Raw genomic sequence first — 24,164 nt, forward strand, 5'->3', positions numbered from 1 at the left:
GATTGTCCTTTTCCTAAATTTTGCAATTTATTGTTTAAATTTTTCGATAAAAAATGGCGTCAGTTCAGTGAGCGCAACTTGTGACTGTTCAGCCGTCGCAAGCTCTTTCACCAATAACTGCTGAGATTCCCACTCACGTTCACCCAAGATTACCGCATAGGTTGCACCTGATTGATCGGCCTTTTTCATTTGGCTTTTCATACTGCCTTGTGAACCCGTTTTTAAACGAAGCGAACTGTTTGCAGCTTCTAACTGATCACGAATTTGCTCAGCCAAAACCAAAGCTTTGGCTTGATATGCAGGTTCAGCCAGTAAAAAGATTTCACAATCACGTGCATCTTTGACTTCAGCTACCTGTTCAACCAATAACAGTAAACGTTCCATTCCCATGGCAAAACCAACGGCAGGTACAGATTGATCTGCTTTACCTTTGAGCTGTCCAACTAGACCATCATAGCGACCACCGGCACATACAGTACCCTGTGAACCCAACATGGTGGTGGTCCACTCAAATACGGTCTTGTTGTAGTAGTCCAAACCACGTACGAGTTTCTGGTTAATCACAAACTCAATTCCTGCATCCGTCAGGTATTGTTGCAGTTGTTGGAAGTGATTGATTGAATCTTCTTTTAAGAAATCATGCAACTTCGGCGCATTTTCTAAAATCTTTTGCGTTGATTCAACCTTAGAATCCAGAATACGCAATGGATTGGTGCTTAAACGGCGTTGCGAGTCTTCATCCAAGGCGTCTTTGTGTTGGCTTAAAAACTCAACCAAGGCTGCACGATAGGCTGCACGCTCATCCATTTCACCTAAAGTATTTAACTCTAAGCGCACATGTTCTGACACACCCATACGCTTCCATAAACGTGCGGTCATTAAAATGATTTCAGCATCGATATCTGGCGTTGCGACACCGAAGGTTTCCACACCAAATTGATGGAACTGGCGATAACGGCCTTTTTGTGGTTTCTCATAGCGGAACATTGGCCCGAGATACCAGACTCGTGGCGTCGCACCACGCAGCAAGTTATGCTCCAACATCGCACGCACACAGCCTGCAGTCCCTTCAGGACGCAAGGTCAGTGATTCTGGTGGCGTACCTTTGTCGAAAAAAGTATACATTTCTTTTTCAACAATATCGGTTGCATCACCAATAGCACGTTTGAATAAACCCGTTTGCTCTACGATCGGCAAACGGATTTGTTGATAACCATATGCATCCATTAACGATGCAAGTTGTTGTTCCAGACTTCTCCAAGCGGCAGTTTGCGTTGGAAGGATGTCATTAAAACCTTTGATAGCGACAATTGAACTCATGATGAACTACGAATAATTTCTTTAGATTTTGCTTCTTCAAGCTCTTGAACACGTTGACGAACCATTGTTTCAATTTCATCAACCAGCTGATTTGTATCAATTAAATGGCTTTTTTCACCATTTCGATAGACCAGTGAACGCGGTGACGCACCGACAATCCCGATATCCGCTTCTTTGGCTTCACCTGGACCATTCACTTTACATCCGATTACAGACAAGTCCATCGGGGTACGGATATCTTCTAAACGCTCTTCCAAGGCCTGCATCACTTGAATTACATTGAATTCCTGACGTGAACAGCTTGGGCAAGCAATAAAATTAATCCCATTTGAGCGTAAGCCCAATGATTTTAAAATATCAAAACCGATTTTAATTTCATCTTCTGGTTCAGCAGCCAGCGAAATGCGCATGGTATCGCCAATGCCTTCCATCAATAATCCGCCCAAGGCAATTGCCGATTTGACTGTACCAGTTCGGTAAATCCCCGCCTCAGTGACCCCAAGGTGCAACGGATTATCAATCTGTTGAGACAGCAAGCGATAAGCATCCATGGTTAAAAACACATTCGATGCCTTAACGCTGACCTTGAACTCTTGGAAATCTAAACGGTCTAGAATGTCGATGTGACGCATCGCCGACTCAAGTAAAGCCTGCCCTGTCGGCTCACCATATTTCACTTGTAAGTCTTTTTCCAAAGAACCTGCATTGACTCCAATACGAATCGAAATACCATGATGTTTTGCCGCAGCAACCACTTCACGCACTTTCTGATCCGAGCCAATATTGCCTGGGTTGATCCGTAGGCAGTCTGCGCCATAGTCCGCAACCGCTAAAGCAATACGATGATCAAAATGAATATCGGCCACCAAGGGCACAGAAACGCGTTTACGAATCGCGCCAAATGCCTCTGCCGCTTCCATAGACGGTACTGAAACACGCATGATATCCGCACCTGCATCTGCACAGCGCTGGATTTGCGCCACAGTTGCATCCACATCACAGGTTTCAGTATTGGTCATACTTTGAACACTGATCGGGGCATCGCCACCGACATACACTGAACCAACACGGATTTTTCGTGTTGGACGGCGTTTAATTGGATTCACAATCATCGTATAGCTCTACTCTTTGGCATTAACGAGACAAACGGAATTCTGCTTTTCCATTGACCGTATATGGAGACAAGGAAATTTGCTCCTGATTTAAAGTCAATGCTACTGCGGTCGCATCATCTAAACGAATTTGAAATGGCGATTCACCACTTAAAGTCAAAGTCGATGCTTGACGACCTGTTGCCAATACTTTACCTGTTGCATCGACAATATGCACAGAAGTTGGTCGATTAAAATTCAACACCAATTGATCACCAGATGTTGCAGTAGTGGTATTCCCCATCGGCAAAATCTGAACATCCGAATTTTTGATCTTTGGTACATCATCGTCATCTTTATGGCTGGATGTCCAATTCTGCACCGCCATAACCGCCAACCACGCTAAAACTGCAACAGCCGCCACAATTGCAATGCGTTTTAACCAGATACGATTACGCACGCTTTTCGAACCTGATAATTTCCCCATAATTTTAATCGGAGAATTATTCAAGGCATGGCTGGCTTTCAGTCCAGTATCATTGACATAGATTTCATCAAAACGCTGAATAATCGCACTGGCATCTGCATTTAAATGCTTTGCATAAGCACGGTAATAACCTTTGATGAAAGTTGCTTCTGGCAATGATTTATAATCATCTTGCTCTAATGCTGTCAATGTTTTGACAGGCATATTCAATACGTTTGCAATCTCTTCAATTTCTTTCTTTTGTGCAATACGAATTTGACGCAAATACTCACCAGGTCGTTGAATATTTCCTAAGGTTGACGATGGCGAGGTTGTGCCAGTTGGCTGATGTGAATTTGGATTTATTTCCATACGGCCTCAGTACTGTACTGTAATTGCAAATAACGTTGATATTCTGGACTATCAGGAAAGAGTGCGCGCAGTTGATTGACTAACACTTGCATTCCTAATTGATCCGCATTCGCTCGAGCAATGCGTAGACCAATCCAAAGCGCCCGAGCACCTTGGTTTTTCTGTCCCACGTTACGAACATATTGTTCGTATAGTTGCGACGCATCTCTATTATTTTGTTGCAAATAGAAAATTTCCGCCAACTCTAACATTGAAATAGTTGCGTTTCGATTCGCTTGTAGCGCCTGTTTGAATGATTTTTCAGCATTCGCAACATCGCCCAATTTCAAATAGATTCGTCCTAGGTTTTCCAACGACTGAAACCGTTGTTCATAGCCTAAGGTTGCACCCGCACGAGTAAATTGCTCAATAGCGTCATTATAGCGTTGCTGTTGATACAAATATGTACCGTAATTATTACGCGCTTGAGCATTATCAGGTTCTGAGGAAATTGCCCGCTTAAAATAAGCTTCAGCTTTTTCCATATTGGTCTTGCTGCCCTCTTGTTGCAGTAAGATACCCATCATCATGTTGGCATTGGCATCCCGTGAATCAACTTTTAAGGCTTGGTCAAGTGAACGCTTGGCTGCGTCTAAATCACGATTACGAATATACTCTGCTGCAAGTTGGGTACGGACTTGCACTGCTTTTTCTGGATCTTTTTTTAATGTTGAAGATGTTGATTGACATGCTGTCAGGCCAAGTAAAGTAAACACAACAGCTGTCGCAATAATCGTTTTTGGTCGAGTGGTATTCAACGCCTTTTCCCCAAGTATTATCCTTGTGTGCGCAAAATTTCTTGTCGTTGCGCCACTTTCTTTTTCCATTGTTCGGCACGACGAGTACGGTCAGCAACCTGTCCTACCAATTGTCCACACGCAGCATCAATATCATCGCCACGTGTCTGACGAATCGTACACACAAATCCTGCATCCGACAAAGTTTTTTGGAAGGCAATAATTCGGTTACGGCTCGAACGACCATAAGGCGCATGCGGGAACGGGTTAAATGGAATAAGATTGATCTTACTCGGTAGATTTTTTAACAGTTTTAATAACTGCTGTGCATGCTCAGGCTTATCATTGACACCATCGAGCATGACATATTCGATGGTCACGTGACGACGTGAGCTTTCATTGCCATCTTTGGCTAAATAGCGTTGGCAAGCTGCAATTAATTGTTGTAACGGATATTTTTTATTAATCGGCACCAATTCATTACGAAGTTCATCATTTGGTGCATGAAGTGAAATCGCCAAAGCAACATCGATATCTTGCGCCAGTTGATCAATTTTCGGTACGACACCCGACGTCGATAAGGTTACACGGCGTTTCGACATACCATATGCAAAGTCATCCAGCATCAACTGCATAGAACTGAGTACAGCATCATAGTTGAGTAAAGGTTCGCCCATACCCATCATCACCACATTGGTCACGGTACGTTCACGTTCAGCCACAGGCACATCTTCCATATAGGAATAGTTTGCCATCCACAACTGACCAATGATTTCTGCTGGTGTGAGGTCACGCTGGAAACCTTGTTTACCCGTCGAACAGAATGAACAATCCAGTGCACAACCCACTTGCGATGAAATACACAGGGTTTTACGCGCACCTGTCTTATCTTCCGCAGGAATCAGGACGGTTTCAACCAGAGAACCTTCTCCATCTCCTACGCGGAATACCCACTTACGGGTACCATCTTTGGAGTAGTTACGATGCACTACTTCTGGTGCTTTAATTTCACAAATCTTTTCGAGTTTTTCACGTAATTTGCCTGAGATATTGCTCATCTCAGCAAAATCAGTCACAAAATATTGGTGCATCCATTTCATGACTTGACCTGCACGAAACTTTTTTTCGCCCAAATCTTCAAAGAATTTTTCTAATTCAGCTCGAGACATGCCAAGTAAATTTACTTTTTTCTCGACAGCATGAACGACAGGCATAGAAACAGACTGTTGTTTTTCATCTAAATTTTCTGATGAAACGACCACTGCAGAACTCATGTACATTTACCTAAACAATATCAGCGCTAAAAATAGCTGTGCATTATTCGCACAACTCAATCTATAAAAAATAAAAAACCAGATAAGTAGTATACCACTTATCTGGCTTGAATACTTTGGATTAACGAGTGCGTGGGCAAATCTCGTTATCAGCAAAGAAGTAAGCGATTTCGCGCTCAGCAGAAGCAACTGAGTCAGAACCATGAGCAGCATTTTCGTCGATGCTTACAGCGAAGTCAGCGCGGATTGTGCCAGGAGCAGCTTCTTTAGGGTTTGTAGCGCCTAAAATTTCGCGGTGAGCAAGAACTGCATTTTCGCCTTCAAGAACTGAAACAACCACTGGACCAGAAGTCATGAATGCAACTAAGTCAGCAAAGAAACCACGTTCTTTGTGCTCAGCATAGAAACCTTCAGCATCCGCTTGAGAAAGGTGTTTCATTTTAGTTGCAACAATTTTCAAACCTGATTTTTCGAAACGAGCAAAGATGTCGCCGATGTGGTTTTTAGATACTGCATCTGGTTTTACGATAGATAAAGTACGTTCAATCGCCATGATTGACTCCTATTATGGTTTAAACTAAAAAATTTGCCGCATTATACCGATGTCATCGCTAATAATCAGCTTGAATATGCAAAACTTAAGCGTTTTCTGACGAATTTTTAACGAACTTCATCCAGCCATGCCATTTGAATGGCTTCAAGCAAACCTTCAGTTGACTTATTTGGGTCATCACTAAAGTCAGGCAAAGCACAAACCCATGCATGTAAATCGGTAAAACGAATCCATTGTGGATCTACATCTGGGTGCGCTTCGGTGAGTTCAATCGCAATATCAATCGTATCTGTCCAACGTAAGCCCATATGACAACCTAAATAAATGAGTGTAATTGAGCGTACTTTAACAAATCATACAAATTAAGAGATAGTGTTCTGTCGCTAAATTCAAGATAAAACACCTTATAAAGCGATATTCGCAGTTGGCGCCAATAAGATAATACCACTGGCAACCGACGCACCAATCATCGCCCCTACAATCACATCACTCGGATAATGCAGACCAAGTACCATTCGAGATAAGGCAACCAAAATGGTAAATGGCAGCATTAACAGCAATAGTAGCGGTTGAATATAACCCAAAGTGATGGTCACCATGACCGCATGTAAAGTGTGACCTGATGGAAAACTAAAATGATCCAACGGTCGCTCACCCAACACAATCACCTGATGCACCTGATAGGGTCTAGGTCGTGTAGTTTTATTTTTTAAAAATTTATAGATCAAGGTTCCGACTGAACCTGCCGCAACCACATACAATATTTGCAGACCGTATGCCAGACCTTGTATCGCCCATACAGACAACAACATCACATACCAAAATGGCCCATCCCCCAAACGACTGATCGTTTTAAAAAATAAAGCGATCCGTTGTGACTGAGACAGATGATTGAGGTAGACACACCCTTTTAAATCTAAATCAAGTATTTTTATTTTTGCATTTTGAAGATTCATACGATTTCTCCTCTTTTTGAGAGTAGCTTAAGTCGCGGTCATGGGAGACTCCTCACGACTTGATACAATGCTTGTTCTAATTGTTGTACTGGAAACTGCCAGCTACTTTGCTGCACACTTTCACTGGCCAATAAGCCCATTTGTCGTAATTGCGGCAAGGCAGGTAATTGGCAAATCGATTGAATGAGATGATCTGTTTGTCCCAATGGACTCAACCAGCCAGTCACATTCGGTTGTACATGCTGATGGGCGCAAACATAATCATAGGCCACCACTGCTAAGCCACTGGCAATTGCTTCTAAGACCACATTTCCAAATGTATCGGCTTGGCTGGCAAAGGCAAAAACATCGGCACTGGCATAAGCGGCTGAGAGTTCACGACCACTCAGACTGCCCATAAAAATGACATCATCAGATTGCGCCATCTTACCCAGACGGGCACGATCTGGGCCATCACCGACAATCACAAACTTCACATTGTTACCCTGCTGTGCTTGTAATGCATGAAAGCTTTTGATCAGTACATCGACTTCTTTTTCTGGTGATAAACGTCCGACATACAACATCACTCGGGTATCGGCATCGACACCCCATTGTTGGCGCAGTTGTTGTGAACGATGTTTGGCCGAGAATTTTTCAGTATCCACACCACGTCCGACCACCACCAATGGGCAAGTCACACCGAAACCACGTAAAGCTTGTTCGGTATATTGACTCGGCACACAAGTCACATCGGTACTGTTATGAAACCACGTCAAATAACGTTGAATTGGCTTAACCAAGAAAGCCAAGTCAAAGAAACGGCTGAAATCATGAAAGGCTGAATGAAAACCACTGGAGACTGCGATTTTTCTTGATTTCGCTGCTTGCAAGGCGGTTAAACCCAAAGGCCCTTCAGTCACGATATGCACCACATCTGGGGCAAACTTTTCAAAGGCTTTGGACACTTTAATATATTGTGGCCAACCAAACTGAATACTTGGATATTTCGGAATCGGCTGTGACATCACCAAACATTCTTGTTCGGGATGAAATTCGGTACAGACTGCTTTTTGTGTTGGTCGTACCAGTAAAATCTTATGTCCAAGTCGTTGAAGACCTTGACACAATTGCATCATCGACAGTGCCACGCCATTGATTTCTGGTGGCCAAGTTTCGGTCACAATGGCAATTCGGAGACGAGGACGAACTAAATCACGAAGCTCAGACAATTCATCTTGTTTATTTTTGAGCTGTTTCCTTTTAAAGTAAAATTTAAAATTTTCAGGAAACTCTTGCTTGAATAGAGATGTCGCGTATGTACTCTGCATATCGCCATCCATTTGTGTCGTTATTTTCATGCTTTCAGCTTAAAAACATTATTTGACACTTTAATGATCAGCCTATGACAGTTTTTTGACAGTCTTAAAATAAAAAATGCCCGATTTTTAGTATAAAAATGGGCATTTCAAAGAGATCACGGGCTGATCAAGCTAAAGGATTGTCCACCGCAAACATGTGTTGATCTTCCAAACGGAACGCCATCAATTGCTGTCCCCAAACACAGCCACCATCGACATTTTGAATTTGAGCACTAATAGTCTTGCCCTGCAAAGCTGCCCAATGTCCAAAAATCAACTGATGGGTCTGTGCGGCCTGACTTTCAAACTCAAACCATGGTTGGAAACCTACTGGCATTGGTGCATCGAGTGCATCCTTAAAATCAAACTCTAAACGCCCTTCGGCATTAGTCAACCGCATTCGAGTGAGATAATTGGTAATACAGCGTAAGCGTGGCATCCCTGTGAGTTCATCTGACCATAGATCAGGTTGTGAACCAAACATTTCGACCAGAAAGCCATCCAAAATCGAAAGATCATCATGACCCACCACCTGCTGGACTTCTTGTGCCAACGCTATCGTTTGTTCAGCATTCCAGATACATGGCACACCTGCATGGGTAATCAAGGTCTGGGCATTTGGAGATAGACTTAACGGCTGTTTACGCAACCAATCAATCAACTCATCGCCATCAATGGCATCAATCACTTCTTGAGTATGATCTTTGTCTTTGGCCTTTTTAAAACCACGGGCACAGGCAATCAAGGTTAAGTCATGATTGCCTAGTACCGTTGCAGCAGCACCATGATCCGCCAGTTTTTTAATAAAGCGTAATGCGCCCACTGAATTTTCACCACGTGCGACCAGATCACCCGCAAACCATAAAAAGTCTTGGTCTGGATCAAAGCGGATTTCTTTGAGTAAAGCTTTCAGTGCTTCAAAACAGCCTTGTACATCGCCGATGACATAGTTATAGCGTTTAGACATTAAGACACCATCTGATCAGAAAGTGCGACAAAGTCGGCTAAGCTTAAAGTTTCTGGACGTGCCATTGGATCTACACCCGCTTTCTCAAAGCCATCTTCAACCAACATGCCTTTTAAGCTATTACGTAAGGTCTTACGACGCTGGGTAAATACATGCCCCACTAAACGCGCTAAAGCTTTCTCATTTCTTGCCACAATCGGTTTAACATCATAGGGTTCTAAACGGAACACTGCCGATGTAACTTTTGGTGGCGGATTGAATGAGCCCGGTGGCACTTCAAACAAGAAGGTTGGTTTACAGTAATACTGAATCATCACCGATAAACGACCATATTCTTTGGTGTTTGGTGTTGCAGTAATACGATCAACCACTTCCTTTTGCAGCATGAAATGCATATCTTTCACTTTGTCACCAAACTCCAAGAGATGGAACAACAGTGGCGTTGAAATGTTATAAGGTAAATTACCCACCACGCGCAGCGGACGACCCTCTTGAAACAGTTGGGTGAAGTCGTATTTTAAAGCATCTGCTTCAATAATCGTCAAACGTTCAGGATGTGGCACACGCCCCGGTAAACCCGCAGCCAAATCGCGATCCAGTTCAACCACGGTCAACGCATCACACTCGCCAATTAAAGGTGAAGTCAAGGCCGCCAAACCCGGTCCGATTTCGACAATATTTTCGCCCGCACGCGGATTCACTGAGCGTACAATTTTGGCAATCACACGTTGATCATGTAAGAAGTTTTGACCAAAACGTTTTCGAGCCTGATGCCCTTCATCTTTAGGGTTTAGGGCATTAATTTGATACATAAAATTCTCCACATAAATTTATTGCCCTGATTGCGTATTAAGCATTAATTCATTCAGACCATTAAAAAGTTCATCTGACTTGGTCAAATTTTCTCTAGCAGCTTGATAAACGATCGAAAGAAATTCTCGTTTACTCAGTAGATTAAGCTCTCTAGATGCCAAGATTTCCTGAGTACTCTTTTGAATTGACAACAAACTCTCACGCCCTTCCGCATCTTTAACACGCTTCACACCTAATTCAGGATTTCCTTTGAGCTGTGCTTCAAGGTAAAGACTAAATGTTTCAAGATCAGCAAAAAAATCGTCTATATTCTCAACAAGATGCTTGTCCCCCAAAGTTACTTTATGCATTGAATGCAAAATACGCTCAGCTACAAAAACTTGGTTTTTTGCGATAATGACTTGAGATGAAGGATAGTTTAATCGCGTTAGATGATCAGTCAGCAGATTATATTCAGCCTGAATTTCAGGAATATTTTCCTGTAGGTATAAATCGAAATTTTGTAAGGCTTCAATCTGGTCTTGATGCTTCACAAGCACATCAATATTAGCATTGATTGTACTCGCATCCTTGAGAATTTTATTCATACCGTCATGATTCGTGTAGTTTGCATTCACAGCACCCAAAGCCAGATTAAATTTCTCCTGACTAAGTTTCAGCCTCTCTACACCTGCTGGGCTAGCATAAACAACAACATCTGCCGATTGTCTTGGAATTTGCAGGGATAAAACCCTCAAATCGCAAAGACTATGGTCAATCCGAGGAGATGAGCATGCCGATAACATGAATACCGGCAGCAGCATCGCACCAAGTTTAGTGATCCATCTTATGGATCGCCATTGCACATCAATAAAGCGGACTTGTTTCATCTGCTCCAAAGCAAAACTCATATCAATACTCAATTATGTTCTTTTTAATTCGATCAGTTATATCTGGAAGGTAGATGCCATAGACAAAGCTAAATCCACTGCGACATGCAAGCTTGATGCTTTTGCCTGTCCAGTGCCTGCAAGAGAAAGTGCGGTACCATGATCGACCGAAGTTCGAATAAATGGCAAGCCTAATGTAATGTTAACTGCTTCACCAAAGCCTTGAGATTTTAACACAGGTAGACCTTGATCGTGATACATCGCTAAAACAGCATCGGCATCTTTTAGATTTTCGGGGGTAAACAAGGTATCCGCAGGTAAACTGAGACTCATGTTAATCCCCTGTGCACGATAACTTTCCAGCACAGGATTAATAACTTCGATTTCTTCTCGACCTAAATAGCCATCCTCACCTGCATGCGGATTTAAACCGCAAACCAAAATCCGTGGCTGTGCAATTTTAAACTTGATCTTTAAGTCATGAATCAGGATATCAATGACTTGCTGCAAACGTTCTGTCGTAATCGCATCAGGCACATCCCGTAACGGTAAATGAGTCGTTGCCAAAGCAACACGTAAGCTTTTGGTCGCCAGCATCATCACCACACGCTCGATAGCTGCGGACTCTTGGTAAAACTCAGTATGTCCGCTAAATGCGATGCCCGCGTCATTGATAATTGATTTTTGTACAGGCGCTGTAGCCACACCCACACTCTGCCCAGACAATGCATAATCGGCCGAACGACGTAATTGTTCCAGCACATAAGCCGCATTGGCAGAATCTAACTGCCCTAAAACAACCGTTTTGGCTAAAGGCACATGCTCAACAAAAAGTTGTCCTTTCAAGCTGGACTGGATCTGCCCTTGATATGCAATCAGCTCGACGTTCATTCCTAACTGATTGGCACGTTGTTGCAACATTTCGATATCAGCCAATACCACCAGTGGACGTTCATCCACACGATCGGCAAGACTCAGACAAATATCAGGTCCAATTCCAGCAGGTTCACCTGAAGTGACATATAAAGGAAGCATACATACCGCCAAGCTTTTGATTCCCTTCTAGTGTAACCAAAATCGAAATACAGTATAGCCCTACATTTTTATAAATATAGTTTAAACGCCATCCCTGTCTATTCTCTCGAACCAATGCAAAAGAAAATGTCATCGCACTGCATTGTAAATTCGTAAAATCCTGTCGGAAAAGTGCCTGACCTAAGGTTATATAAACTTCGCAATGTTTCTGGTCAGGAATCTAGTCTTCTGATTTTCGTGGCAGATGAAACTCGGCATTTAACCAGCCGAGCTGATGGGCAATTTCTGAAAAGAAAATTAAAAACACCGCCACAACAATGGCAATAAAAAGCCATTTCCACAGCTGACGATGAATATGGGGAAAACGCTGTGCCGGGATGAATAAAAAAATCAGTCCACCTGCGAAATAAAGCAGATATGGAAAAGGAGTGAAATGCATGAACATACTCACTAAAGCCACACCAACCATACCACTGAAACCGTAATAGCTACAGAACGAGGTAACCAGCACCACATAGGTTGCTACAAAACCGAATAGACAGCCCCAAAAAAACTGTTTAACGCGCAATATCATGGCTCTTCATTTGGATTCACGCTCATAAAACATTATTTTACCCGCTCAATCAAGCAGATACCTCAGCGATCAGTTGGCGGTGCTTTAGACAGGTTTTGCGGAACAAGATTAGAAGGTACGAACTCGACCTTGCGTGTCCATGGGTTGATCTTGGGCTGTACTTTTTTCTCAGCCTGTACCACCACTGCTTCTTCTTTCTCAGAGACCACAACAGTACTCGCGGCTTTATCTACCAATGGATTGCTAACTGTTTCTTTTTTTTCAGCTACCTGTACAACTTGAGTCTCTTTCTTCTCTACAGGCGTTGTCGCAACCACGGCACTGGCTGGACGTATATATGGAGCTGCAATCACACCTTGTTTCACCACCGTTTGTGTGGTTGGTTGCTGAACAGGCTGTGCCGTTGTATTGGTCGCTTGCCCTTGTAAATTCATTTGATCCACGGGAATCTCAATCGCTTTCATTTCCGCAGTCACAGCCATCGCAGGGTCTACATGATCATTGCCCCGACTTTCTAAAACCTCCAGTTTACGACTGGTTCCCTCTTTGGGTTGAAATTCAGAATAGTTGGTCACACTGGTCTGATCTACCCATTTATAAAGTCGTCTTGCATTGGTCTGTGTTGAACAAACGCCGATCAATAATATGACTACAAGAGTTTTTGTAGAAAACGACAACTGCATCAAATTCCCCGAGAGAAGAGGTAAATACTTCTATTTATTTCAAATAATTGCTATAAAAATAATAGGGTAAATCCAGTCCCCTCACAAGACAAATAATGTACGCTTCAATTCCGCGCCTAATAATTCCCAAATCAGTCACATTGCAGCAAAATCTGACGTCTCAGGTGAATTCTTCTTGTGTGATTTTATAAACTCATGTAGAATTCGGTCTCCTTTTGTTTGGACAGATTTTACCGTCCAAACCAACTATAATAGGTAGTGGTTTAAATGAAAACTCTCAGCGCTAAGCCTGCTGAAGTTCAACACGACTGGTATGTTGTTGATGCTTCTGGCAAAACTTTAGGTCGCCTTGCGACTGAAATCGCTCGTCGTTTACGCGGTAAGCACAAGACTTCTTATACTCCTCACGTTGACACTGGCGATTACATCGTTGTGATCAATGCTGAACACGTTCAAGTGACTGGTAACAAATCACTTGATAAGAAATACTATCGCCATACTGGTTTCCCTGGTGGTATCCGTGAGACTAACTTCGAGAAGTTAATTGCTCACAAACCTGAAGCAGTTTTAGAAAAAGCTGTTAAAGGTATGTTACCAAAAGGTCCTCTTGGTTATGCAATGATCAAAAAAATGAAAGTGTACGCTGGTACTGAGCATCCTCATACTGCTCAACAGCCACAAGTTTTGGACATCTAAGGGATACAGCACATGGCTACTAATTATGGTACAGGTCGCCGTAAGACCGCAACTGCACGTGTTTTCTTATCAGCTGGTACAGGTAAACTCGTAATTAACAACCGTACACTTGAGCAATATTTCGGTCGTGAAACTGCTCGTATGGTTGTGCGTCAGCCTTTAGAGCTTTTAGAAGTTACTGAAAAATTTGACCTTTACATCACTGTTAAAGGTGGTGGTATTGGTGGTCAAGCAGGCGCTATCCGTCACGGTATTACTCGTGCATTGATCGCTTCTGACGAAACTTTAAAACCTGCTCTTCGTCAAGCTGGTTTCGTTACTCGTGATGCTCGTGAAGTTGAACGTAAGAAACTTGGTTTACGTAAAGCTCGTAAACGTCCTCAATTCTCTAAACGTTAATCGTTTTACGAATTGGACAAAAAACCTCGGATTTATCCGAGGTTTTTTTATTACCTAGTTTTAGTTATTTCTTTTTAGAGCAATCCATCATCGCATCACCAGTGCCATCGGCAGAAGTAAACTCCGTGATCGTACAGCCATTTTCTTGATAGCTTCGCGCCGTTTTCGAAAATTGATGATCTTTAGGAATCGGCGCATTACATGGCTGGTCGGTTTTTTCATCCACCATCTGGACTGGCCCATCGTTATAAATCGTCACTTTACAGCCTTTGACCACATACTGTTTTTTTATTCCGCCATATTGTGAGTCATCCTGATCTGCTGCCGCCGCAATCGCGACATCTGTAGCTGCTCCACTCTCCTCTGCTGAGACAACACCTACCGGATTGGAGACTGATGCTGAGCTTGCACAACCACCGAGTAATAACGCGCCACAAAGCACAGTAAAGTAATATCGTTTCATTCCCTTCTTCTCTCTTTGAACTGATTGAATCATAAATCTATTCTGTAACAAGCATATTGTTCAGCTTTAAGTGATTTCCAACGTTAATTTTAGTATTCTAAACAGTCAACCATAATTTTTTGGACTTATGTCTCTAGAAAATCCCCCAACCCCTGTCCAAGGCATTACGCTTTATAGTCATGCAGATGATTTCCGTTCCCATTGGATTCGTTTTTTACTCGCTGAAAAACAAATCAAATACCAACTGATTATTACGGATCATGAAGATGAGGATTTAGCCGATCTCAATCCCTACAATCAGCTACCTATGTTGATTGAGCAAAATCTAAAGCTGTTTTCAGCCAATGTCATTGCTGAATATTTAGATGACCGCTATCGGCAAAATAAACTTTATGCAGATGCACCGATGGCGCGCGCAGAACAACGTCAATATATCTGGCGCTTTGAACAAGACTGGTTCCAACTCGCCGACCATATGCTGAGACATGCAGATAGTTTAGACCCAAAACAAAAACAGAAAGCGCAGAAAGAATTGAGAGATACCTTGATCTCGCTCACCCCGCTATTTCAACATTTTCCTTATTTTATGTCAGAAACATTTTCAATTCTTGATTGTATGCTAGCCCCGATCTTTATACGTCTGAAAAGTATGGGAGTGGAGTTACCTGCACAGCACTGTCGACCTATATTCTTGTATTGTCATCGTATCTTTAGCCGACCATCGTTCATTAAATCAATGACAGCTCAAGAAAAAAACAGCTACAATGAATTGATTTCTACGATTTAATAAGTTTTTCAATTATGTCTGAGCAAATAACTTTTACGCCTACACGCCCATATCTTGCTCGTGCCATTTATGAATGGATTTGCGATAACCAACTTACTCCTTATTTATTGGTGGATGCGACGCAACCACATACGGATGTTCCGTTACAATTTGTGAAAGATGGTCAAATTGTTTTAAATCTTGCACCACATGCCATTCACCAGTTGCATATGAGTAATGAGGCGATTAGCTTCTCTGCCCGTTTCGGTGGCGTTGCAAAGGAAATTTATGTTCCTGTTCGTGCGGTATTAGGCATTTACGCAAGAGAAAATGGTCAAGGCCTATTTTTTGATGCTTCTGAATATGCAGAGATTGAAGAAGCAACTGCAACATCGGTCGAAGAAACAAAGCAAGAAACTGAACCAACGAAAAAGAAACCTTCACTAAGAATTTTAGATTAAGCGAGGATAGACACGATGGCATTTGACTTAGTTCAATATTTTTCTGAACAAATTAAAATTCAAAAACCGCAACTTTTTGCTCAATATTCTTCGAAAGAAAAACAAGCGCATATTGATGAAGTCAATGTATTGGCCCTTGGACAATTGATTAGTCTATGGAAGCAGAATCCACAGAAACTGTATCAAGAAGTTCAAACGGCTGACCCATTGTATATTCAAGAAGTTGCTCGCCATCTCACCACCTCAGCCCATAATCAATCGACGCTCAAGAACTCTGAGTTGGAGAACAGTCTTTCAGATGTACTCGCTCTACAGTTGACCGAACTCAAACAACTTGATCAAACAGGTAGTTTTGGGCAAACCGGACTGACAGAATTATTATTGGGACAAATCGAACATTTATCTGGTCAGGCCGAAGATTGGGTCTGGTCGACCAATCAGTTGACAGAATTACTGGGTTCAAAGCCTGTGATTCAGCAAGAAGTATCTCTCGAAGCGACGATGCAAGAGTTCAATCAAATGGTTCATCAAGCGCAACCGATTACGCCAGAGCATGAACCTGTTGCCGAGGTTGAAACACCAGAAACTCCAGCATGGGCTTATCTTGTTTCCCCGATCGTGGCATTGGTCATTCTGATCTTTTTGTATTGTTCATATTGCCAATTGGTTTCCGTTTAACCTCATCGTTCACATGATAAAGAAAGTATGATTGCTTTCTTTATCATAGACTTACTATTAATTTAATTTTATTTAAAATATTAATTTACTCATATTAATTAGAAATAATTTACATTTATTTACAATCAAAATAGGCATTTAAAACCCAAGATTACTGTGAATAAAATCACACTAAAAATAAAATATAATCCTCAATTAGTATTTTTATTTGTTTGTTTGACAAAAATTGTCAATTATTAGCAAATCGGTCAATTTAATTATTTTAAAGCATGATTGATTTAATAAAAGAGTTTCCTATAATGAGATTAACTACTTTTGAAAACTAATCAAAAACAGAAGTGGCGAATATAAATTCATAAACAAAGATGTATTAGTAGAGATAAAATCATGGCTAAAATTTCATTAGAAAGCTTAACAAATATTGATGGGTTCGTTGCAGCAGCATTAGTCGATACAGAAAGTGGTTTGGCGCTAGCAACTCAAGGTGGTGGGGCACTTGATTTAGAACTGGCAGCTGCGGGTAATACCGAAGTGATTCGAGCAAAACGCCGTGTAGCTAACTCATTGAAACTGAACGATGATATCGAAGACATCCTCATCACACTGGGTAAGGCATATCACTTAATCCGCCCATTAGAAAGCAATGGCAATCTATTCCTTTATCTCGTATTAGACCGTAGTAAGTCTAACCTTGCGATGGCTCGCCATGAATTAAAAACATTTGAAAAAGAATTAGACTTTGCTTAATTCTAAGTTTCAATATACTTAATATATTAGACTTCTTGTATATTTCTTATTTTCATTATTCATTATAAGAAAATATAAATATGCAAGCGGTCTATTATTAGTCCTTAGTATTAGACTAATTTTGTGCAGTCCAATATTTTATAAAATATTAAAGTGATACTATGAATGGACATTGCATTAATATCGCAATTTCAGGTATAAGTTTAAAAGTTTCAGATGAGTTAAAAATAGAACTTAGAAAAACAATACCTCATGAATTTGGCATTAACTGGATCAACATTGCCGATCCCAATATCGACTTATTATTAATAAATGAAAATTTTTTTGAAACCGAAGGGATTCAACGTATTTTAGAACAAAAAAAACTTCCCTGTTTAAAAATTTCAAAAGGAGAAGGCTCACAGCATATAGAAGAACACAATACGCTTTACTTACCTTTTCAGCATACTGATGCATTAAAAAACTGGATTCATCTTCGCCTTTTAAGCTATATCACTCATCAACAGGCGCAACAACCAAAGATCGATTCGATCTCCACCCATAATGCCATCAATGAAAAGTATTTAACTGAGATGTTAAATCCTGAAAATGCCCGTCTGCATTTGTTTGATGACCACGGTACTTTGGCCATTATAGATACGCGGAGTCAAATTGCATGGCTAGAGCCAACGCGTACCCACACACAAACCAACCATAGTTTTAAATATGAATTTGCGACCACTTCAAACTTCACCAAAGTCTCTCGCAAAGTTGAATATAACCTGCAAGATTGGTTATGGAACCTGTTTTGGCACTCACTCGAGTTTCAGCGTTTAGCGCCCAATGAAAATGAATACTACAAAATTGAATATTGGCCACAGCCAGCTCAAGGCACTGACCGCAAAACGAGCTTATTGCTTTCTGCTTGCTTTATACAAGGAGCCCAACTCTATCAAGTTGCAACACAATTAAAACTTCCTATTCAAACGGTTCAACAATTTATCGCTGCCTGCATTATTTCTGACAATGGCGGCACTATCCCAGCTTCAGAAAGTCATTACTTAAGAATAGAAACGACTGAACAAACAATTGAACAACAAGGTTTTTTAAATAAATTTTTCGGCAAGATCAGACGCCGCTTTGGGCTTTAAGGATTGATATGATTCTCCAACAATATAAAATTGTCTTTGCAGGAAGCATGGGTGCAGGTAAAACCGAAGCAATCAAATCGCTTTCAGAAATTCCTGTCCTTGCGACCGAAGCATTCAATACTGATAGTCAGGCCCATAATAAAATGCAAACTACGGTAGGTATTGATTATGGTGAGATTACTTTAGATGACGGTGTAAAAGTGGGCTTATATGGCACTCCAGGCCAGTCACGCTTTGATTTTATTTGGCCAGTGATTTGCCAAGGCGCTTTAGGCGTTATTTTATTGGTTGACCACAACAGTAAAGTACCGATCGAAGAACTTGAGAGTTATTTGGATACCTTTAAGGACTATACCCAGAATATTTCAATCGGCATCACCCACGTGGATGAGAACAAGGGACAACCTACGACCATCTATCGTGAGTGGTTAATTCAAAATGACTACCAATATCCCTTATTTTTTATTGATGCACGTAAACAAGAACATATTTTGCTCATGATTGAATCTCTCATTGCAGCATTAGAAGTCAATTTAAAAGCAACAAACTAATTACTTTATATAGAGAAGAATTATGTTCAGTATTCCCAGTCAGCAACGTACAGCACCTAAAGAGCTGATTCAGTTTGCAAAAGCACAGGCCAATGATATTTTAACCAATATCCGAGGCGTCGATTATATTATGCTCTGCTCTACCGATGGCTTTGAGCTCGCCTCCATTTACAAGAAGAACCCTTATAACAGCACCAAACTTGCGGCTGTTAGTAGTTCAATCTTGGCCATGGTCACCGCTTTTCTCAATGAAATCCAACTGACTGGATGCCAAAGTATTACCTTGGATGCTGAAAATGGTAAAGCCATTCTGACCTCAATCCCTGCTCCTCATCATCCCATGGTGATGGTGACTTTAAGCAATAAAGATGTCTTGTTAGGACAACTGCTCTATAGTTTGAAACAAACCAGCAGTGCAATCGTCGACGCTGACCAAGCTTAACCTTTTTCGCATCACGAAATCTGACAGGCATTGTTAGCTTGTCAGATTTTGTTCATTTATAGCCCCTATAATAAATAGATTAATTTAAATTTTCATTTTTGAAGCATTTCATTTCCTATATTTCACTAAATAACCATCCCAATCTGTTAAATAATTCCTAAATTAGTCAGAAATATGAAATAAAATATTGTTTTTTAAAACATCAGATGAATGGTTGTAAATTTAAATGATTTAGCAATATTTTTTCATTATTATAATTTTCGAACAAATAACAATCATAAAATTTTCACAAATGAATAATTTTAACAACATAGCATTGTATTTGTTCAGACATTATTAAGCACTATGGAGAGATAAAGATGAAGCTGAAGAGCTTAAAACTAGGCGCAGGGGTCGCGCTCTTAATCAGTGGTTTTTCTACCCAACAGACCTTGGCTGATTCCTACGTGTTTGTGACCAATACCACGCCACAAACCGTATCAATACAAGTCAATCAAACTGGGGCAAGCTTACAGCAAGGCAGTGAATGGGCGCAGGAAGCGACCCAACTTGCACCCTACGAGACCAAACGTGTGTTACGCATGAACCGCTATACCGGGATCAAATCAGGTAAAACCTATAACTTTGATACCGTTCTCAGCAGTGGTAATTCACAAGTGACCCTCAAACAAACCATGACAGGAACTTGGTCGGGCAGCAATATTAAACATGGGATTCAAACGGCGACCACAACATCACCTTGGTATTCAGATCGTGATGTGCATCGTATTAGTACAACTTATGGGGGTTTATCTGCACAAGCAGCGGTAAAAGCTGAGTACACGGGGGGCTATGATGACTTCCACTACACTATTCATCAAAACACACTTCAAGAGCCTGTTTCAGCCAGTGCCGATGAGTTAAAGGTACTGACTTATAATATTTATGCCCTGCCCATGGTGGCGAGTAAAATCAGCGAACGCTTGGCTGAATTACCAAATCATTTAAACGGTTACGATGTGATTATGATGCAAGAAGCCTTTGCTTCATCGCGTACTGGCATGCTGAATCAACTGGCTCAACAGTACCCATACCAAACGCATATTCCAGTCGGTTCTGGCTATAACTTGTTTGATAGTGGCTTGGTGATTGTCAGCCGTTATCCAATCGTTAAAACAGCACAATTGATTTATCCAGACTGTACAGGAACTGATTGTTTTGCGGATAAAGGTGTGTTGTATGCGGAAATCATTAAGAATGGTAAGGCGTATCATGTCACCTCTACGCATACCGCTTCTTTTGATACCGATGCAGCACGCGCATTGCGTCAGGTTCAATTCAAACAAATTCGCCAATTGGTGGATCAGCAGAATGTTCCAAGTTTTGATGCTGTGCTCATGGGCGGTGATTTTAATGTGAACAAATTGTTATGGCCGCAAGATTATCAAGACATGTTGACCAATCTGAATGCGACAGCTGCACCAAGTACAGGCTATACAGCTTCGACCTTTGACCCACGCGTGAATAAATTGGCTGGAGCAGCAGGTTCAGGCGGTGCAACAGTGGAATATCTGGATTATGTGGTGGCTTCAAATAATCATCGTCAACCGACTCAGTCGCGTAACGATGTTCGCATCTTACGTACCACAGCTGACCCACTGTATATGACTTGGGATCTTTCCGATCACTTCCCGGTAATGGGACAGTTTAATTACGGCCCATAAACGGAATGCGGTATGAATAAAAGACTATTGCTGACAATCATCATTGTTGTCGTGGTCTTGGTTGGGATTGCTGTCTGGAAGAGCACCGCCTCTTCTGCGGCAATTCAGAACACCAAATCCACCTCATCATCTCAAGATTCATCCTTACAGATGAGTGATGAAAACATGCCCAATAAAACCAAGGATGAAGTTTTTCAAGACTCTCTTTTGAAACAATTAAAAACGCTGCAGCAGCAACCAGGCAATATCACCGAGTTTCTCAATGACTTCAAAGCCAACTGTCCTGTCACTGACTGTAATGCCGCGCTGGCGAAAGCACTTGCCCATTATCCCGATCAGAAATTTGCACATTTGGTGGAAAATCTATTAAAGCGTATGCCGCAATATGAACAACGCATGCAAAGCACCGTGTTATCAACCTCTTTATCGCCAAAAGAACGCTTTGATGCAGTGTGGAAGCTGAGAGAACAAACCTTGGGACAGGCCGAAGCGATGCTTGGTTTTGGACAAGAACGCAGCTATGCAGATTATCGTTTTGCCTATCAGGATTTGGCACAGAATCAGAAACTCAGTGCTGAACAACGTTTAAAAGCATTTGAGCAGCTACAAAAACAGTATTCAGATACAACTCAACAAGAAAATAAAATGGGGCTTTATGAACAGGCACTCGGTTTAATTAATCAAGGCCAGTATAGCTCTGCTGAAACACAGCGCTTAAAACAGATGTTACAACAACGCTATTTGACTGAGCAGCAACGCCAAGACGTACAGCAGCGTGAACAACGTGAAGTTCAACAGCAGCAGCAAGTCGATCAATATCAACAAGCTGTGCAGCAGTTGCAACAAGAGATGGAGCCTTTAAAAAATCAACTATCAAATGAAGAATGGCAAAAGCAATATCAAAGTCGTTTAGAAAATCTACGTTTGAAAATGTTTCCTTAAATCCATTGAACCCAAGCGACACCTGATCGCAAGGGTTCAATCAACCGATGGAGTTAAAGTAATGAAACATTTAATAATTGCTGACGTTTTTTCACTTGTTGCCCGACTTGACCAATCAACTCCTCGACAACACCATCAACATCGGATTTGATTTGTTGCTGAATCTTCATCGCTTCAAGCACCAATAAGGTTTGTCCTTTTGTTACTGAATCTCCGACATTGACCAGCAAACTCACAATCGCACCGTCCATTGGTGCACGAATTTTGCCATCCCCCACCACCTCAGCCGCTTCTGGTGCTGCATAGGTAATATTTTCAAGCATGCTATTGCCATTGCCTGCATCTAAATATAGCTGATTTTGATCAAAGACATAGGCGAGCTTACGTCGAACACCTTCATAGCTATAAACAACTTGTTCATCACTAATGCTTATAATCTTGATTGTCGCTTGTTGATCGCATAACGCAACTTTGACCTGCTGCTGATCATTTTGCACATGCAGCAATATCTGCTGATCGGCATATTTCAATTTCAGTGGAAACGGCATAGCAACACCGGTTTGCCAAGCCACTTGCTGCTGATTTTGCTGGCTAAACAGTGCGGCTGCGACGGCTAAGATTTCGAGTGTCAAAGTTTGTTGGTGCAGGCTGAGATCTTCTTGGAAGTGTTGCTGAATAAATGCGGTGTTGGTATCCCCAGCCACAATGATCGGATGACGCAATAAATTAACAAGGAACTGCTTATTGCTATTCACACCAAGCAATACACAATCATCAACCGCTTTGGCAAGCAGACGAATCGCATCCTGACGGGTCTTACCGTAGGCAATCACTTTGGCCACCATCGGATCATAGAACGGACTGATTTCACCGTGTTCTAACATGCCATGATCAATACGAACATTCGGTAAACTGCCATCAGCACCGGCTGCTTGCCAACGTAGTACTTTGCCAGTTTGTGGCAGAAAATCCTGACGTGGATCTTCTGCATATAAACGAACTTCGATTGCATGCCCGTTTAAGCTCAACTCATGTTGTTGTAAAGGTAAGGTTTCGCCATTGGCAACTCGCAATTGCCATTCCACCAAATCCAATCCTGTGACCATTTCAGTGACTGGATGTTCGACTTGTAAACGCGTATTCATTTCCAAGAAATAGAATTCACCCGATTGATCAAGCAAAAACTCGACCGTACCTGCCCCAACATAATCGCAGGCCTGTGCTGCCGCAACAGCAGCCTCACCCATTTTCTGACGCAGTTCAGATGTCATCACTGGACATGGCGCTTCTTCGACCACCTTTTGATGACGGCGTTGGATCGAACAGTCTCTTTCAAATAAATATACATAATTGCCATGCGTATCCCCAAAGATCTGAATCTCGACATGACGTGGGGCAATCACCGCTTTTTCTAAGATCAGCTCACCCGAACCAAAGGCATTCTCTGCTTCCGAACGTGCTGTTTTTAATGCGTCCAATACCTCAGCAGCATCTTGAACCAGACGCATGCCTCGCCCACCACCACCAGCCGAGGCTTTGACCATTAAAGGATAGCCAATCTTCTCAGCTTGTTCAGCCAGATAATCAAGCTCTTGCTGATCGCCTTCATAACCAGGCACACACGGTACACCAGCTTGAATCATGGCAATTTTAGAAAGACGTTTACTGCCCATCAGCTCGATGGCAGCAGCGGTCGGCCCAATAAAAGTGATGCCATGCTCAAAACAAGCCTGAGCAAAATCGGTATTTTCAGATAAAAAGCCATAACCTGGATGGACCGCATCAGCTCCAGTCTTCTGACAGGCTGCAATAATATTGGCAATGGATAAATAGGATTCTGAAACTTTAGATGCACCGATATAAACCGCTTCATCTGCAAACTGTACATGGCGGGCATTAGCATCTACATCTGAATACACCGCAACCGTTTGATAGCCCATTGCTTTGGCTGTTTGCATCACGCGAACAGCAATTTCGCCACGGTTTGCCACTAAGACTTTTGAAAAACTCATTGTTTCATCTCTATTATTAAATCCCTCTCGATCCACCTCTTAACGGAGGAAGTCCCTCTTGTTTAATCATAAAGAGGGTTTGAGG

At 41.8% G+C, this 24,164-nt stretch carries 27 protein-coding genes and 1 pseudogene; 11 read left to right on the forward strand and 17 right to left on the reverse strand.

From position 1 onward, the window contains the following. Positions 1-27: 27 nt before the first annotated feature. From hisS to F993_RS16870, 15 genes are all read right to left on the reverse strand, one after another. Entirely contained in the window at positions 28-1,320 is a 1,293-nt protein-coding gene (gene hisS / locus F993_RS16940) for a histidine--tRNA ligase (RefSeq protein ID WP_004652524.1), read from the reverse strand. Then, positions 1,317-2,432, reverse strand: coding sequence for a flavodoxin-dependent (E)-4-hydroxy-3-methylbut-2-enyl-diphosphate synthase (gene ispG / locus F993_RS16935; RefSeq protein WP_004652525.1), 1,116 nt, complete (start codon positions 2,430-2,432; stop codon positions 1,317-1,319). The genes hisS and ispG overlap by 4 nt, the downstream gene beginning before the upstream one ends. Before the next feature lie 22 nt (positions 2,433-2,454). Beyond that, a complete protein-coding gene (locus tag F993_RS16930) occupies positions 2,455-3,249 on the reverse strand; it encodes a helix-turn-helix domain-containing protein (protein WP_004652527.1) in 795 nt (264 codons plus the stop codon). Then, positions 3,240-4,046: a type IV pilus biogenesis/stability protein PilW gene (pilW, locus tag F993_RS16925; RefSeq protein ID WP_004652529.1), complete on the reverse strand. Its 807-nt coding sequence runs from the start codon at positions 4,044-4,046 to the stop codon at positions 3,240-3,242. The genes F993_RS16930 and pilW overlap by 10 nt, the downstream gene beginning before the upstream one ends. Positions 4,047-4,063: 17 nt before the next feature. Next, positions 4,064-5,299 carry a dual-specificity RNA methyltransferase RlmN gene (rlmN, locus tag F993_RS16920; protein WP_004652530.1) on the reverse strand — a complete coding sequence of 412 codons (1,236 nt, stop codon included), beginning with the start codon at positions 5,297-5,299 and terminating at the stop codon, positions 4,064-4,066. A gap of 121 nt (positions 5,300-5,420) precedes the next feature. After that, positions 5,421-5,852, reverse strand: coding sequence for a nucleoside-diphosphate kinase (gene ndk, locus F993_RS16915; protein ID WP_004652531.1), 432 nt, complete (start codon positions 5,850-5,852; stop codon positions 5,421-5,423). A 107-nt stretch (positions 5,853-5,959) separates the two neighbouring features. Next, on the reverse strand, positions 5,960-6,160 hold the full coding sequence (iscX, locus tag F993_RS16910; protein ID WP_004652532.1) for a Fe-S cluster assembly protein IscX: 201 nt from the start codon (positions 6,158-6,160) through the stop codon (positions 5,960-5,962). A gap of 96 nt (positions 6,161-6,256) precedes the next feature. Further along, positions 6,257-6,808 (reverse strand): phosphatase PAP2 family protein, encoded by a 552-nt coding sequence (locus F993_RS16905; protein ID WP_004652534.1) that lies wholly within the window; start codon positions 6,806-6,808, stop codon positions 6,257-6,259. Positions 6,809-6,846: 38 nt separating this feature from the next. Beyond that, positions 6,847-8,118, reverse strand: coding sequence for a glycosyltransferase family 4 protein (locus tag F993_RS16900; protein ID WP_004652535.1), 1,272 nt, complete (start codon positions 8,116-8,118; stop codon positions 6,847-6,849). Between the two features lie 157 nt (positions 8,119-8,275). Next, entirely contained in the window at positions 8,276-9,115 is an 840-nt protein-coding gene (locus F993_RS16895) for a symmetrical bis(5'-nucleosyl)-tetraphosphatase (RefSeq protein ID WP_004652536.1), read from the reverse strand. Next, positions 9,115-9,927, reverse strand: coding sequence for a 16S rRNA (adenine(1518)-N(6)/adenine(1519)-N(6))-dimethyltransferase RsmA (gene rsmA / locus F993_RS16890; protein WP_004652537.1), 813 nt, complete (start codon positions 9,925-9,927; stop codon positions 9,115-9,117). The genes F993_RS16895 and rsmA overlap by 1 nt, the downstream gene beginning before the upstream one ends. Positions 9,928-9,945: 18 nt before the next feature. Then, complete coding sequence (locus tag F993_RS16885; protein ID WP_004652538.1) at positions 9,946-10,818, reverse strand: hypothetical protein; 873 nt, start codon at positions 10,816-10,818, stop codon at positions 9,946-9,948. Positions 10,819-10,854: 36 nt separating this feature from the next. Beyond that, complete coding sequence (pdxA, locus tag F993_RS16880) at positions 10,855-11,832, reverse strand: 4-hydroxythreonine-4-phosphate dehydrogenase PdxA (RefSeq protein ID WP_004652539.1); 978 nt, start codon at positions 11,830-11,832, stop codon at positions 10,855-10,857. A gap of 220 nt (positions 11,833-12,052) precedes the next feature. After that, positions 12,053-12,406: a hypothetical protein gene (locus F993_RS16875; protein ID WP_004652541.1), complete on the reverse strand. Its 354-nt coding sequence runs from the start codon at positions 12,404-12,406 to the stop codon at positions 12,053-12,055. A gap of 62 nt (positions 12,407-12,468) precedes the next feature. Then, positions 12,469-13,089 (reverse strand): hypothetical protein, encoded by a 621-nt coding sequence (locus F993_RS16870; RefSeq protein WP_004652542.1) that lies wholly within the window; start codon positions 13,087-13,089, stop codon positions 12,469-12,471. A 267-nt stretch (positions 13,090-13,356) separates the two neighbouring features. On the opposite strand from F993_RS16870, the gene rplM reads away from it, so the two are divergent. Both rplM and rpsI read left to right on the forward strand, forming a co-directional pair. Beyond that, positions 13,357-13,785: a 50S ribosomal protein L13 gene (gene rplM / locus F993_RS16865; protein WP_004652543.1), complete on the forward strand. Its 429-nt coding sequence runs from the start codon at positions 13,357-13,359 to the stop codon at positions 13,783-13,785. A gap of 12 nt (positions 13,786-13,797) precedes the next feature. After that, on the forward strand, positions 13,798-14,184 hold the full coding sequence (gene rpsI / locus F993_RS16860; RefSeq protein ID WP_004652544.1) for a 30S ribosomal protein S9: 387 nt from the start codon (positions 13,798-13,800) through the stop codon (positions 14,182-14,184). Between the two features lie 163 nt (positions 14,185-14,347). Here rpsI and F993_RS20880 read toward each other — a convergent pair. Beyond that, positions 14,348-14,494 (reverse strand): annotated as a pseudogene (locus F993_RS20880) (hypothetical protein); the annotation flags it as partial. A gap of 280 nt (positions 14,495-14,774) precedes the next feature. Between F993_RS20880 and F993_RS16850 the strand changes: the two are divergent. The 9 genes from F993_RS16850 to F993_RS16810 all read left to right on the forward strand — a co-directional run bounded on the left by F993_RS16850 (position 14,775) and on the right by F993_RS16810 (position 22,067). Continuing rightward, positions 14,775-15,434: a glutathione S-transferase N-terminal domain-containing protein gene (locus F993_RS16850; RefSeq protein ID WP_004652546.1), complete on the forward strand. Its 660-nt coding sequence runs from the start codon at positions 14,775-14,777 to the stop codon at positions 15,432-15,434. 14 nt (positions 15,435-15,448) lie between these two features. After that, complete coding sequence (locus F993_RS16845; RefSeq protein WP_004652547.1) at positions 15,449-15,874, forward strand: ClpXP protease specificity-enhancing factor; 426 nt, start codon at positions 15,449-15,451, stop codon at positions 15,872-15,874. A gap of 15 nt (positions 15,875-15,889) precedes the next feature. Then, on the forward strand, positions 15,890-16,552 hold the full coding sequence (locus tag F993_RS16840; RefSeq protein ID WP_004652549.1) for a hypothetical protein: 663 nt from the start codon (positions 15,890-15,892) through the stop codon (positions 16,550-16,552). A gap of 387 nt (positions 16,553-16,939) precedes the next feature. Beyond that, positions 16,940-17,299: a roadblock/LC7 domain-containing protein gene (locus F993_RS16835; RefSeq protein WP_004652550.1), complete on the forward strand. Its 360-nt coding sequence runs from the start codon at positions 16,940-16,942 to the stop codon at positions 17,297-17,299. A 161-nt stretch (positions 17,300-17,460) separates the two neighbouring features. After that, entirely contained in the window at positions 17,461-18,429 is a 969-nt protein-coding gene (locus tag F993_RS16830; RefSeq protein WP_004652552.1) for a hypothetical protein, read from the forward strand. Between the two features lie 8 nt (positions 18,430-18,437). Next, entirely contained in the window at positions 18,438-18,980 is a 543-nt protein-coding gene (locus tag F993_RS16825) for a GTP-binding protein (protein WP_004652553.1), read from the forward strand. Between the two features lie 22 nt (positions 18,981-19,002). Then, complete coding sequence (locus tag F993_RS16820; protein WP_004652554.1) at positions 19,003-19,422, forward strand: roadblock/LC7 domain-containing protein; 420 nt, start codon at positions 19,003-19,005, stop codon at positions 19,420-19,422. A gap of 359 nt (positions 19,423-19,781) precedes the next feature. Next, positions 19,782-21,125 (forward strand): sphingomyelin phosphodiesterase, encoded by a 1,344-nt coding sequence (locus F993_RS16815; protein ID WP_004652555.1) that lies wholly within the window; start codon positions 19,782-19,784, stop codon positions 21,123-21,125. Between the two features lie 12 nt (positions 21,126-21,137). Beyond that, on the forward strand, positions 21,138-22,067 hold the full coding sequence (locus F993_RS16810) for a lipase secretion chaperone (RefSeq protein ID WP_004652556.1): 930 nt from the start codon (positions 21,138-21,140) through the stop codon (positions 22,065-22,067). Between the two features lie 53 nt (positions 22,068-22,120). Here F993_RS16810 and F993_RS16805 read toward each other — a convergent pair whose 3' ends face one another. After that, on the reverse strand, positions 22,121-24,079 hold the full coding sequence (locus F993_RS16805) for an acetyl/propionyl/methylcrotonyl-CoA carboxylase subunit alpha (RefSeq protein WP_004652557.1): 1,959 nt from the start codon (positions 24,077-24,079) through the stop codon (positions 22,121-22,123). Positions 24,080-24,164 lie beyond the last annotated feature (85 nt).

Source organism: Acinetobacter proteolyticus, assembly GCF_000367945.1.
In the GTDB taxonomy this organism is placed as follows: Bacteria; Pseudomonadota; Gammaproteobacteria; order Pseudomonadales; family Moraxellaceae; genus Acinetobacter; species Acinetobacter proteolyticus.